Origin of the sequence: Luteibacter sp. CQ10 (genome assembly GCF_040900725.1) — a bacterium.
In the GTDB taxonomy this organism is placed as follows: domain Bacteria; phylum Pseudomonadota; class Gammaproteobacteria; order Xanthomonadales; family Rhodanobacteraceae; genus Luteibacter.
Genome location: NZ_JAEUYM010000001.1, coordinates 340,668 through 354,464, shown reverse-complemented (window position 1 = coordinate 354,464; position 13,797 = coordinate 340,668). Strand labels below are relative to the sequence as shown.

The window sequence follows — 13,797 nt, the reverse complement described above, 5'->3', positions numbered from 1 at the left end:
GCTGGGCTACTGCGTGCGCAGGAGCGACGGCTCGGTACGTACGGGCCGGGGAGCTCGCCTCACGTCGCCCCTGCGTACGCAGGGGCCTAGCGCGATGCGATCGGTTTTCGCGAAGGCGACGATTCGGCTTTTGACGCTCAACGCCGCAATACGCCGCCGTTGAACCCGTTGCGATCGTCCGTCTTTTCGATCTCCACCCCTTCCAGGCCCTGCGACAGGGTATGCGCATCGCCACCCTGGGCGAGCTTGATGCGCAAGCGTACCTCGTTGGTGCTGTCAGCGTGGCGCAGGGCGTCCTCGTAGGAGATCTCGCCCGCGTGGAAGAGCTCCACGAGGCTCTGGTCGAAGGTGCGCATGCCGAGCTGGTTGGAGTCGCGCATCAGCTCCTTCAGTTTGTGCACCTCGCCCTGGCGGATGTAGTCCTGCGCCAGCGGCGTGCCGAGCAGCACTTCCACCGCCACGCGACGCGCCTTGCCGTCGGGCGTGGGAATGAGCTGCTGGGCGACGATGCCCTTGAGGTTCAACGACAGGTCCATGAACAACTGCTGGCGGCGATCCTCCGGGAAGAAATGCAGGATGCGGTCGAGCGCCTGGTTGGCGTTGTTCGCGTGCAGGGTGCACAGGCAGAGGTGACCGGTTTCGGAGAAGTTGATGGCATGCTCCATCGTCTCGCGCGTGCGCACCTCGCCGATCATGATCACGTCGGGGGCCTGGCGCAGCGTGTTCTTCAGCGCGTTTTCCCAACTGTCGGTATCGATGCCCAGCTCGCGCTGCGTGATGATGCAGCCCTCGTGGCGATGCACGTATTCGATCGGGTCTTCGATCGTGATGATGTGACCGGTGGAATTCTGGTTCCGGTAGCCGATCATCGCCGCGAGCGAGGTCGACTTACCGGTGCCCGTGCCGCCGACGAAGATGATGATGCCGCGCTTGGTCATCGCCAGCTGCTTGACGACGGGCGGCAGGCTCAGCTCGTCCACGGAGGGAATCTTCGACTCGATCCGGCGCAGCACCATGCCCACGCAATTGCGCTGGTAGAAGCACGATACGCGGAAACGGCCGATGCCCGACGCGCTGATCGCGAACTGGCATTCGTGGGTCTTCTCGAACTCCTCGCGCTGCGCGGGCGTCATCACGTTGAGCACCATGTCGCGCGACTGCTGCGCGGACAGCGGGCTCTGCGTGATGGGCACGATGCGGCCCTGCACCTTCATCGAAGGCGCCACGCCGGCGGTGATGAACAGGTCCGACGCCTGTTTGTGCACCATCAGCTTGAGGAAGGAAGTGAAATCGAATTCGCTCATAGGGGGTGTCCGTAAGCCAGTCCCGGCGGCGCCGGGACTTCGTGAAGCGTAAACCGTCAGCAAGAGCCGTTTTACTTACTGTTCCCAGCGGCCATCGGCCGCGACTCACAGGCCCGTGGGGCCGACTTACCGAAAACCTTCCTTGTTCTTGGCGTACATCGCGCCTTCCTGGCGCGTGATGAGGCCACGCTTGACCAGGTCGAGCAGGTTCTGGTCGAGCGTCTGCATGCCGTACTGCTGGCCGGTCTGGATGGCCGAGTACATCTGCGCCACCTTGTCTTCGCGGATGAGGTTGCGGATGGCCGGGATGCCCACCATGATCTCGTGCGCCGCGATGCGCCCGCCACCCACCTTCTTCAGCAGCGACTGCGAGATGACCGCGCGCAGCGACTCGGAGAGCATGGAGCGGACCATGGGCTTCTCGCCCGCCGGGAACACGTCGATGATGCGGTCGATGGTCTTGGCGGCCGACGAGGTATGCAGCGTGCCGAACACCAGGTGGCCGGTTTCCGCGGCGGTGAGCGCCAGGCGGATGGTTTCCAGGTCGCGCAACTCGCCCACGAGGATGTAGTCGGGATCCTCGCGCAACGCCGAACGCAACGCCTCGTTGAAACCGTGGGTGTCGCGGTGCACCTCGCGCTGGTTCACCAGGCACTTCTGCGAGGTATGCACGAATTCGATGGGGTCTTCCACGGTCAGCATGTGACCGTATTCGTTCTTGTTGATGTGGTCGACCATCGCCGCCAGCGTGGTCGACTTGCCCGAGCCGGTCGGCCCCGTGACCAGGATCAGGCCCTGAGGCTGTTCGATCAGTTCGCGAAAGATGCGCGGGGCGCCCAGGTCTTCCAGGGTGAGCACCTCGGAGGGAATGGTACGGAACACGCCGCCCGCGCCGCGGTTGTGGTTGAAGGCATTGACGCGGAAGCGGGCCAGGCCGGGGATCTCGAAGGAGAAGTCGACCTCGAGGAACTCCTCGTAGTCGCGACGCTGCTTGTCCGACATGATGTCGTAAATCAGCGCGTGGACCTGCTTGTGTTCCAGCGCCGGGATGTTGATGCGGCGCACGTCGCCGTCCACGCGGATCATCGGCGGAAGACCCGCGGAAAGGTGCAGGTCGGAGGCCTTGTTCTTCACGGAGAAGGCAAGGAGTTCGGCGATGTCCATCGGTGTCCCCTGTTCGTAAGGGCCATAGGTAAGCATGCCCGGGGGTCGGCGGCAAGGCGCAAGCCATATATGCTTCGGGGGTCTGTGAAAAGCGTCGCGAACGGAGCGGAAACCCACATGAATCGGATCGCCTTCATCGGCGGCGGCAACATGGCCACGGCCCTCATCGCCGGGATGATCCGCCACGGCGCCCAGCCGGGCGGCATCGCCGTGGCCGAACCCCGCGCCGAGGCCCTCCAGGAGCTCTCCCGCGAGTACGGGGTGGCCACCTACACCGACAACCTCGACGCCGCCGAGGGCGCGGGCATCCTGGTGCTGGCCGTCAAGCCGCAGATGCTGGCCAAGGTCTGCCAGGGCCTGCGCCCGGCGGTGCAGAAATACCGGCCGATGGTCATCTCCATCGCGGCGGGCATCCGCATCGCCCAGATCGAGCGCTGGTTCGACGCCGCCCTGCCGGTGGTGCGGTGCATGCCCAACACCCCGGCCATGTTCGGCGCGGGCGCCACCGGGCTCTACGCCAACGCCCGGGTCAGCGCGCCGCAGCGGGCCGAGGCCCAGCACGTGCTCGATGCCGCCGGACTCACCGTGTGGGTGCCGGACGAAGACCAGATCGACATCGTCACGGCCGTGTCCGGCTCGGGCCCGGCCTATTTCTTCCTGATGGCCGAAGCCCTGGAGAATGCCGCTTTCGCCCAGGGCATGTCGCGTGAGACCGCTCGCGCCCTGGCCGCGCAGACCGCCATGGGCGCCGGGCGCATGCTCGTGGAGAGCGGCGAGACCGCCGCCACGCTGCGCCAGCGCGTGACCTCGCCCAACGGCACCACCCAGGCCGCGCTGGAAAGCTTCCAGGCCGACCACTTCCCCGCCATCGTGGCGCGCGCCGTCGACGCGGCTCGCCGCCGTGGCGCCGAACTTTCCGAACAGATGGAATCGCACTCGTGAATTACCTGACCAACGCCCTCGACCTGATCCTCGGGGTCGTCTTCGGCGCCCTCGTCACCCTGTTCGTGCTGCGCCTGCTCGCCGAGGCCTTCCGCGCGGACTTCCACAACCCGATCTGCCAGTTCCTCTACCGCTTCACCAACCCGGTGCTGCGCCCGCTGCGCAAGGTGCTGCCGACGGTGCGCCGGGTGAACACGGGCGCGCTGCTCATCGTGGTCGTGTTGGAATGCCTCAAGTGGCTGGTGCGCGCCGCGCTGGCCGGCATGATGCCCTCGCCGGTGGGCCTGTTGATCGTCGGCATCGCCGACACGCTCGACTTCTTCCTGCTCACCTGGATCGTGCTGGTGTTCGCCTGGTCGCTGATGAGCATGTTCGCCACCGACCGCTACCACCCCGTCGCGCGCCTGATCTCCAGCCTGGCCGAACCGCTGGTGCGGCCGCTGCGCGGGCGGATGAACCTGGGCGGGCTGGATTTCTCGCCCACGGTGGTGCTGCTGGGGTTGTTCCTGGCGCGCATCCTGGTGGCGCGGCCGCTCCAGGACCTGGGCCTGCGGATGTTTTTGGGGGGTTGAGCCGGCTGCCGCCGGCTTTCGCCGATACGATCGGCTCCCACCCCTTCGGTAGCAAGGCTACCGAAGACCAGATACCGAAGGGATGGGAGCCGATCGCATCGGCGAAAAGCCAACGGAGCGGTAAAGCGGTTATCGCCCGCCCACACGCCGCGCATCCGTCACGTTGGGCAACGCCATCAGCCGCCCCAGCAACGTCGACAACTGCTCGTAGTCCCTCACCCGCAGCGTAAAGCGCATTTCCACCTCGCCCGTGCGCACGTGCACGCGGCTCGACGACGCCACGATGTGCGGCCCCACGTTGCTGATGGTGGTGGCGACGTCTTTCTGCAGACCCTTGCGATCGTAGCCGCGCAGTTCGACGTCCACCTCGTAGTTCTGCACGTCCACCCTGCCCCAGCTCACGTCGATCACGCGGTCGGGATCCTTGCGGGCCAGACGCGCCAGCGAGGCGCAGTCGGCCCGATGCACCGACACGCCGCGGCCGCGGGTGATGAAGCCGCATACCGGATCGCCCGGCAGCGGCTGGCAGCAGCGCGCCAGCGTCGTGAGCAGGTTGCCGATGCCTTCGATCGACAGCGCACCGCGATCGTGCTGCGCACCTCGCGACGCCACCGGCGCGGCCGACTGCGTGATCTCCGGCTCCGCGGGTTCCTGCAGCGCGCGCGCGACCTGGCCCAGCGTGACCTCGCCCAGCGCCACGGTGATGTAAAGCTCGTCGACGCTCTTGAGGCGGAACGTGCCCGCGAGCTTTTGCAGGTCGACATCGTCGAGTGCCAGGCGGCGCAGTTCCTTCTCCAGCGTGAGCCTGCCCGCCGCGACGTTGGCGTCGTGGGCTTCGCGCCGGAACCACGAGCGCACCTTCTCCTTCGCACGCGTGGTGTTGAGGTAGCCGTGGTGCGACGAGAGCCAGTCGCGGCTGGGCTCGGACACCTTCGTGGTGAGGATTTCCACGCGATCGCCGCTGCGCGGCGCGGTGGTGAGCGGCACGATACGGCCGTTGAGCTTGGCGCCCCGGCAGCGGTGCCCCACCTCGGTGTGGATGTGGTACGCGAAATCGAGCACCGTGGCACCGCGCGGCATGTCGATCACTTCGCCCTTGGGCGACAGCACGTACACGCGGTCTTCCATCAGCTCGGTGGCGAAGCCCGCGGCGAGGTCCGCGTCGTCTTCGCCTTCGCCGCGCGGTTCGAGCAGCTTGCGCATCCAGGCGATCTTCGCCTCGAATTCCGCGTCGGCGCCGCCGCCTTCCTTGTAGCGCCAGTGCGCCGCCACGCCCAGCTCGTTGGCGCGATGCATCTCGTGCGTGCGGATCTGCACCTCGAGCGTCTTGCCCTCGGGGCCCAGCACGGCGGTGTGCAGCGAACGGTAACCGTTGCCCTTGGGCCGTGCCACGTAGTCGTCGAACTCGCCCGGCAGGTGCGGCCACAGGCTGTGCACCAGCCCGAGCGCGGCATAGCAGTCGGCCACCGAGTCGACCAGGATGCGCACCGCGCGGATGTCGTACAGGTCGGAGAATTCCAGGCCTTTTTTCTTCATCTTCTTCCAGATGGAGAAGATGTGCTTGGGCCGGCCCGCGAGATCGGCACGGACACCCGCATCGTCGAGCACGTGGCGCAATTGGTCGAGGCTGGACGCGATGAAGCGCTCGCGGTCGGCGCGACGCTCATCGAGCAGGCGCGCGATGCGGCGGTAGGTATCCGGTTCGAGGTAGCGGAAAGCGAGGTCTTCCAGCTCCCACTTGAGCTGCCAGATACCCAGCCGGTTGGCGAGCGGGGCGTGGATGTCGGAGGTGAGCTGGGCCAGTTCGCGGCGTTCGTGGTCGGGCAGCGCCATGGCCGTGCGCATCGCCGCCAATTGGCGCGCGAGCAGCACGAAGACCACACGCAGGTCGCGGATGATCGCCAGCAGCAGGCGGCGCAGGCCTTCGGCGCCGCTCGTCCTGCCACGCTGAGCGTGCAGCGCCCAGACCTTCTCGGCCTCGCCCTGGCCGTCGACGAGCCGGCGCAGCGATGGGGGCCAAGTGGCGACGGCTTCGTCGGCCGCGCCGGGCATGCCGCGCATCAACGAGAACCACAGCGCCGACGCGCACGTCTCGTCGTCACAGCCCAGCAGGCGAAGCAGCTCGATGATGGTCTCGCCTTCCGCCCGCGCGGCGGCCGGCAACGGCGCACACGCCTCGCGCGCCCGCTCGGTGAGCGGCATCGCCAGGGGGCGTGCGTCGTCTTTCGCCGTCTTCATCGGGTTGCCGCCTCGGCCGTCTCCAGTGCGCGTGCCAGCCGCTTGGCCGATACCGGCTCGGCGGTCTTCAGTTCCTGCGCGAACAACGATACACGCCATTCTTCCAGCAGCCAGCGCAGTTCGCTCCATGCGGTGGCGTCCCACGCCGTGCCGCCGCCGTTGAGCAGCGCGCGCCAGTAGGGCAGCACCTGGAGCATGCGCGCCTGGTCGCGGGCCGGATCCTGGCGCAAGCGTTCGCCACGCAGGCGCATCGCCTTGAGATAACGCGGGAAGTGGGCCAGGCGGGAAACGGGCAGCTCGCGCAGGAAGCCGGGCTGGAGCAGCGCGGCCAGCTGCTCGCGAAGGTCGTCGTAACTCGCCTTGGCGAAACCCATCAGCGGCGGGTCCATCCAGGGCTTGAGTTCGGCCTGTGCCTCGATGATCGGTTCGGCCAGCTTCTGCCGCTCCATCGCCGCGCCGAACAGCTCGCGGCCGAAGTCGACGCGCAGGGTTTCGAATGCGCCCTGTGTGCGGGCATCGAGGCGATGCTTCGCGAGCAGGTCGTCGAACCCGCCTTCCACGAGGTCGTCGCGCAGGCCGTCGATGCTGCCCAGCGGGGCGTATTTCAGCGAAAGGGCGTTATTGATCGGCAACTGCCGCCGCGCACGCTTGAACTCGGGGGCCAGGGCCTGGCGAAGCAGGCGCTCCACGCCGCCCACGTGCGCTTCGGCGGCCTCGTCGGCACGTTCGAACACGCGCAGCGCCACGGCCTCGCCGAGGTCGACCAGGGCCGGGTAGGCCTTGAGCCCGCCCTCGGAACGCACTTCCGTCGGGATGGATTCGAAGTCCCACGTCACGATGTCCTCGCGCGTGAGTTCGATGTCGGTCTTGCGCGAGAAGGCTTCGCGCGCCTTGCCTTCCCAGCGCGCGCGGATGGCGGCGAGATCGCGGTCTTCGGCCACCGTGCGGCCGTTTTCGTCGTGCACGCGGAAACGCATGAGCAGGTGCGCGGGCAGCTCCGCATCGGCGAATGCCGCCGCGTCGACGTCGACGCCCGTGGTGCGCTTGAGGAAGGCGGCCAGGGCCTTCGCCAGCGGCTCGTCGCGCGGGGTTTCGGCTTCGGCGAAGGCGCGGGCGAAATCCGGCGCGGGTACGAAGTTGCGGCGCAGCGCCTTGGGCAGGGCGCGGATCAGCTCGGCCACCTTGTCCACGAGCAGGCCGCCGACCAGCCATTCGCCACGCGCCGCGGGCAAGGCGTTGAGGAAGGCCAGCGGCACGTGGATGGTGACGCCATCGGCCGGGTCGCCGGGCACGAAACGGTATTCGAGACGGTAGCGATGCTGGCCGATGTCCAGCGACGCGGGGAAGGCCTTCGGGTCGAGGCCCGCGCCGGTGTCCATCACGTCGGCCAATGTCCAGCGCAGCGCCGCCTGCTCGGCCGGTGCCGCCTTGCGGTACCAGGCGTCGAGCGCACGCGTGACGGCGATGGATTCGGGCAGCTTGCCGTCGAAGAATTCGGCCAGGGCCTCGTCGGAGCGAAGCAGGCCGGCGCGGCGCTGCTTGGCCTCGATGTCGTGGGCCTGTTCGAGCACGCGCGCGTTGGCCCGCACGAAATCGGCGCGGCTGTCGAGGTCGGCGCGCACCAGCGCCTCGCGCACGAAGATCTCGTGGGCGAGCTTCGGATCCTGCCGCTGGAAGGTCACCGGCCGGCGTTCCACCAGCACTAGGCCGAACAGGGTGACTTGCTCGTAGGCGACGACGGTGCCCCGCTTTCGCGACCAGTGCGGATCGCGCGCGGTGGAGCGCACCAGGTGCGCCGCCTGCGATTCGACCCACGCGGGGTCGACGCGCGCGCACATCATCGCCCACACGCGGCCACCGATGTCGAGGATCTGCGCGGCGAAGATCCAGGCCGGCGGTGCCTTCGCCAGCGCGGAGCCCGGGAACACCTGGAAGCGCCGCTCGCGGGTGCCGCGATAGACGCCCTTCTCGTCCTTGTGGCCGACCTGTGTCGGCAGGCCGGCGAGCAGGCTGCGATGGATGGCTTCGAAGAGCGCGTCGCCGTCGGGCACGGTGGCGGGAACGGCCGAGGCCGGACGGGCTCTCGCCGAACCGCCCGGGGCTGGGCGGGAGCGGCCCCTGTCCGCGATTCGGGCGGGGCTACGCCCCCCATCGCGGACAGGGTCCGCTGCCACCGAAGCGGATTCGCCGCCTTTGGTCTCCCAACCCAGGTCCCGCGTCACCAGCACCAGCTGCCGGTGCAGCTCCCGCCACTCGCGCATGCGCATGAAGCTGAGGAAATGCCGCGAGCACCAATCGCGCAGCTTCGACGAGGTGAGTTCTTCCGCGGCGGCCAGGTAGGCCTTCCACAGATTGACCACGCCGACGAAGTCCGACTTGGGATCGGCGAACTGCGCATGCGCCGCATCGGCCTGCCCGCGCGCCTCCGGGGGCCGCTCGCGCGGGTCCTGGATGCTGAGGAAGGCCACGATGGTCGTCAGGTCGGCGAGGCTGCCCAGGCGGCGGGCCTCCACCAGCATGCGCGCCAGTTGCACGTCGATGGGCAGGCGCGCGACCGTGCGGCCCACCTCGGTGAGACGGCGGTCGTCGTCGATGGCGCCGATCTCCGCGAGGCGGCGGTAACCATCGGCCACCACGCGCGGATCGGGCGCCTCGAGGAACGGGAAGTCGTCCACTTCGCCGAGGTCGAGCGCGAGCATGCGCAGGATGACGTTGGCGAGCGAGGAGCGCAGCAGCTCCGGATCGGTGTACTCCGGGCGCAGCGCGAAGTCCGCCTCGTCGAAGAGGCGATAGCAGATACCCGGGCCGATGCGTCCGCAACGGCCTTTGCGCTGGTTGGCGGCCGCCTGCGAGATCGGCTCGACGTGCAGGCGCTCGAGCTGTCCGCGCTGGCTGTAGCGTTTCACGCGCGCCGTGCCCGGGTCGATCACGTAGCGGATGCGCGGCACCGTGAGCGAGGTCTCGGCCACGTTGGTGGCCAGTACGATCCGGCGCTTCGGGCCGGGACGGAAGACGCGATCCTGTTCGTTGGCCGACAGGCGCGCGTAGAGCGCCAGCACCTCGGTTTCCCGGTAGTTCTTTCGCGAGAGGAGCAAGTGCGTGTCGCGGATCTCGCGCTCGCCGGGCAGGAACACCAGCACGTCGCCGCGCGGGTCCTCGCGGGTGATCTCGTCCATGGTGTCGGCGATCTGCTGGGCCAGGTTACCCTCGCCGCGCTCGCCCGGGGGCCGGTAGCGCACCTCCACCGGATAGGTGCGCCCTTCCACCGCCACCACCGGCGCGCCGCCGAAATGCTCGGCGAAGCGTTCGGTGTCGATGGTGGCCGACGTGACGATGATCTTGAGGTCGGGCCGGCGCTGGGCCAGGCGCTTGAGGTAACCCAGCAGGAAATCGATGTTGAGGCTGCGCTCGTGGGCCTCGTCGATGATGATCGTGTCATAGGCCGACAGCCAGGGATCGGACTGGGTCTCGGCCAGCAGGATGCCGTCGGTCATGAACTTGACCAGCGCCTGGTCGGACACCTTCTCGGTGAAGCGCACCTGGAAGCCGACCTTGTCGCCCACCGGCGTGCCCAGCTCCTCGGCGACACGGGTCGCCACCGAGCGGGCGGCCAGCCGTCGCGGCTGGGTGCAGCCGATGAGCCCGGCCTCGCCGCGACCGGCGGCCAGGCACAGCTTGGGCAACTGGGTGGTCTTGCCCGAGCCGGTCTCGCCGGCGATCACCACCACCTGGTGGTCGCGGATGAGCTTGACGATGTCGTCGGCCCGGGCGGCGATGGGCAGCGCGGCGTCGACGCTGATGGCGGGCTTGGACGCGGCCCGCGCCGCGCGGCGCGCCATCGAGGTGGCGATATCCGCGCCGAGGGCATCGATCCGGGCCGCGTCGGGCTTGCGGGAGAGTCCGCGCCAGCGGCCCAGCAGGCGCCCGTAGTCGCGGCTGGCGACCCGGGACAGGGCATCGCGCAGCTCTTTAAGCCGCGAATCGGACGGGGTGGGACGGGAGGGGCTTGTCGAGGTACTCATGGGGAAGCAAATAATAGCGTGCACCTATCGACGGGATCAGAAACGTGCATTTCAAATGCAAAGGTTCGCTCGTTAAACTTCCTCACTGAACCGCAAACCTGGAGAGTCGCACGATGGCCAAGGCTAAAGAAATCGATATCGGCATTGCCAAGAAAGATCGCGAAGCCGCCGCCAAGGAGCTGTCCAAGCTTCTCGCCGACACCTTCACGCTGTACCTGAAGACCCACAAGTTCCACTGGAACGTGACCGGTCCGCACTTCAACAGCCTGCACACCATGTTCGAGACCCAATACAACGAACTGTGGCTGGCGGTGGACGAGGTGGCCGAGCGCATCCGCATCCTCGACGTGACCGCCGCGGGCTCCTACGCCGAGTTCAGCAAGCTCACCAAGATCAAGGAAGAAGCCGGCGTGCCGAGCTGGTCCGACATGGTCGCCCAGTTGGTCGACGGCCACGACGAGGCCGCCGCCACGTCGCGTGAAGCGATCAAGGTGGCCGAGAAGGTCGGTGACGAAGGCACCGCCGACATGGTCACGGGCCGCCTGAAGGCCCACGAGAAGACCGCCTGGATGCTGCGCTCGCTGTTGAAGTGAGCGGTGGGCGTTAGAAATAAGTGAAGCGCTGATGGCTTCCGATGGCGGGAGCGGACCCTGTCCGCGAACCCTCGAGCCGTCTATCGGGAAGGAGGCCATGCGGTGATCGGGCGAGCGGTAATAGCCAGCCCGGTTACCGCATGGCCTCGTTCGTACCGGGGGTAACCCGAAGTTCGCGGACAGGGTCCGCTCCCGTCCTTCGACTGGCGGGGTTTTCCCGGGCTCCAACTGAGTTCAGCCTGACCGGCCGGCCATCCCGCCGTTGAGCCATCCCTCACCGTTCGTTAAGCTCCCCCGGTTACCTCATTGACGCCATGCGGGGGCCGACCGGTCCGGGGATTGTTTTGAGCGCTGTTACCACGACCGAAAAAAGCCACCCGATCCTCGCCGCGCTGATCCTCGCGATCGTCGTTGCCGCGCTGAACGTCGGCCTGTGGTTCGTCGCCAACCTGCCCAACGGCCCGGAAGACTGGAAGGCGCCGATCCCCGGGTTCGCCTTCACGGCCTACCAGCGCTACCAGAACCCGATCAAGGGCGACGTTTCCACCGACCCGGAAATCGACGCCGACCTGCGCCTGGTGAAGAAATACTCGCCGCGCATCCGCACCTATTCGGTGCTGGAAAACCCGCAGACGATCCGGCTGGCCGACAAGGAAGGGCTCGATGTCATGGCCGGCGCCAACATCGACACGCGCCTGGAAAACAACGAGCGCGAGATCGAGGCGCTGATCGCGCAGGCCCACCGCTACCCGAAGACCATCAGCCGCGTCATCGTCGGCAACGAGACCCTGTTCCGGAACGACCTCAAGCCCGAGCAGATGATGGCCTACCTCGACCGCGTGCGCGCGGCCGTGCGACAGCCGGTATCCATCGCCGAGCCGTTCCACATCTGGCTGCAGAATCCGGAGCTGGTCGACCACGTCGACTTCATCACCGTCCACCTGTTCCCCTACTGGAACGGTATCGAGGCGCGCGCCGGCGTCACCGATTCGATCGAGAGCTACAAGGCCCTGCGCGCACGTTTCCCCGGCAAGCACATCGCCATCGGCGAAATCGGCTGGCCGTCCAACGGCGACCGCTTCAAATACGCCTATCCCAGCGTCTCGAACGAGGCGATCTTCCTTCGCACGTTCTTCAACCAGGCCAAGCTCAACGGCATCGACGACTACTACGTCCTCGAAGCCATCGACCAGCCGTGGAAGGAAAACCTCGGCGAGGGCCGCACGGGTGCCTACTGGGGCATGTTCAACGCCGACCGCCAGCTGAAGTTCCCCTTTACCGGCCCGGTCACCGAGGACGTGAGCTGGCCGTGGAAAGCGCTGGCCGCCTCGCTGCTGGCCTTCGCGCCGATGGTCTGGTTCGGCAGCCGTTTCCGCCGCTTCAAGCTCACCGGCCGCCTGTTCTTCATGGGCCTTGTCCAGCTGGCCTGCGGCCTGATCGTCTGGTCGGCCACCCTGCCCTTCAACTTCTACCTGAGCCCGTTCGACTGGGCGATGCTGATCCTGCTGTTCCCGGCGCAGGTGGCGATCCTGGGCATCCTGCTCATCAACGGCTTCGAGTTCACCGAGGTGCTCTGGCGTCGCAGCTGGATCCGCCACGCCGGCATGCTGCCGCCCGATCCGGTGGAAAGGCAGCCGTTCGTATCCATCCACCTGGCCTGCCACAACGAGCCGCCGGAGATGGTGCAGGTCACCCTCGATTCGCTGGCCCGCCTCGACTACGAGAACTTCGAGGTGCTGGTGCTGGACAACAACACCAAGGATCCGGCGGTGTGGAAGCCGGTCGAAGAATATTGCGCCAAGCTGGGCCCGAAGTTCCGCTTCTTCCACCTCGAACCCTGGCCGGGCTACAAGGCCGGCGCGCTCAACTTCGGCCTTACCGTCACCGACGAGCGCGCCGAGGTGGTGGCCGTCATCGACGCCGACTACGAGGTGCGCGAAGACTGGCTCTCCACCCTCACGGGCTACTTCCACGACGCCAAGGTGGCCGTCGTTCAGTGCCCGCAGGCCCATCGCGACTTCGAGAAGAACCGCTTCCGCCGCATGACGGCGTGGGAATACGACGGCTTCTTCCGCATCGGCATGCACCATCGCAACGAGCGCAACGCGATCATCCAGCACGGCACCATGACCATGGTGCGCCGCTCCGCGCTGGAAGGCACCGGCGGCTGGTCGGAATGGACCATCTGCGAGGATGCCGAGCTCGGCTTGCGCCTCATGCACGCCGGCTACGAGCTGGTTTACGTCGACGAGCTGATGGGCAAGGGCCTCACGCCCGCCGACTTCAAGGCGTACAAGAGCCAACGCTACCGCTGGGCCTTCGGCGCCATGCAGATCCTCAAGGGCCGCTGGCACTGGATGACGCGCAAGGGGCCGCTTTCGGCCGGCCAGCGCTTCCACTTCCTCACCGGCTGGTTCTCCTGGTTCGCCGACGCGCTGCATTACGTGTTCACGATGATGGGCCTGCTGTGGACCGCCGGCATGATCTACGCGCCGGACTACTTCAACCTGCCCATGCAGTTGTTCCTGATCCCCGTGATCGGCTTCTTCTTCGCCAAGGCGATCTTCGGCGTGGTGTTGTACCGCGCCCGCGTGCCGTGCGGCTGGTACGACACCATCATGGCCTCGGTGGCGAGCATGGGCCTGTCGCACGCCATCGCGCGCGGCATCCTGCACGGCCTCACCCGCGAGAAGACGGCCTTCGTCGTTACCGCCAAGAGCCGTCGCATGGGCGGCAGCAGTTTCGCCGCGTTCGCGCCGGTGCGCGAGGAAGTGCTCATGGCGGTCGCCCTGTTGCTGGCGATCATCGGCATGGGCATGCACTACGGCACGCAGTACGTCGAGAGCACGTTGTGGATGTTCATCCTGGCCGCGCAGTCCATTCCGTACGTGTCGGCCATGATCGGCGCGTGGATCGCATTCCGGTCGGGGGATGAGGCGGGCTGATTTCCGGCAGGAAAGCC

General features: G+C 67.3%; 8 protein-coding genes. 4 read left to right on the top strand and 4 right to left on the bottom strand.

Features of this window, described 5'->3' with window-relative positions:
• Positions 1–137 precede the first annotated feature (137 nt).
• Both JNG39_RS01685 and JNG39_RS01680 read right to left on the bottom strand, forming a co-directional pair.
• Complete coding sequence (locus JNG39_RS01685; protein WP_368309291.1) at positions 138–1,304, bottom strand: PilT/PilU family type 4a pilus ATPase; 1,167 nt, start codon at positions 1,302–1,304, stop codon at positions 138–140.
• Between the two features lie 126 nt (positions 1,305–1,430).
• Positions 1,431–2,468 (bottom strand): type IV pilus twitching motility protein PilT, encoded by a 1,038-nt coding sequence (locus JNG39_RS01680; RefSeq protein WP_247373786.1) that lies wholly within the window; start codon positions 2,466–2,468, stop codon positions 1,431–1,433.
• A gap of 117 nt (positions 2,469–2,585) precedes the next feature.
• On the opposite strand from JNG39_RS01680, the gene proC reads away from it, so the two are divergent.
• Together proC and JNG39_RS01670 are read left to right on the top strand one after the other, a co-directional pair.
• Positions 2,586–3,410 carry a pyrroline-5-carboxylate reductase gene (gene proC, locus JNG39_RS01675; protein WP_368309290.1) on the top strand — a complete coding sequence of 275 codons (825 nt, stop codon included), beginning with the start codon at positions 2,586–2,588 and terminating at the stop codon, positions 3,408–3,410.
• Complete coding sequence (locus tag JNG39_RS01670) at positions 3,407–3,982, top strand: YggT family protein (protein ID WP_368309289.1); 576 nt, start codon at positions 3,407–3,409, stop codon at positions 3,980–3,982. The genes proC and JNG39_RS01670 overlap by 4 nt, the downstream gene beginning before the upstream one ends.
• Positions 3,983–4,111: 129 nt before the next feature.
• Here JNG39_RS01670 and JNG39_RS01665 read toward each other — a convergent pair whose 3' ends face one another.
• Both JNG39_RS01665 and hrpA read right to left on the bottom strand, forming a co-directional pair.
• Positions 4,112–6,220, bottom strand: coding sequence for a bifunctional (p)ppGpp synthetase/guanosine-3',5'-bis(diphosphate) 3'-pyrophosphohydrolase (locus JNG39_RS01665; protein ID WP_368309288.1), 2,109 nt, complete (start codon positions 6,218–6,220; stop codon positions 4,112–4,114).
• Entirely contained in the window at positions 6,217–10,242 is a 4,026-nt protein-coding gene (gene hrpA / locus JNG39_RS01660) for an ATP-dependent RNA helicase HrpA (protein WP_368309287.1), read from the bottom strand. Before hrpA ends, JNG39_RS01665 begins: the two co-directional genes overlap by 4 nt.
• Before the next feature lie 113 nt (positions 10,243–10,355).
• On the opposite strand from hrpA, the gene JNG39_RS01655 reads away from it, so the two are divergent.
• Positions 10,356–10,835, top strand: coding sequence for a Dps family protein (locus tag JNG39_RS01655; RefSeq protein WP_368309286.1), 480 nt, complete (start codon positions 10,356–10,358; stop codon positions 10,833–10,835).
• A gap of 344 nt (positions 10,836–11,179) precedes the next feature.
• On the top strand, positions 11,180–13,780 hold the full coding sequence (locus tag JNG39_RS01650; protein WP_368309285.1) for a glycosyltransferase: 2,601 nt from the start codon (positions 11,180–11,182) through the stop codon (positions 13,778–13,780).
• The last annotated feature ends 17 nt before the right edge of the window (positions 13,781–13,797 follow it).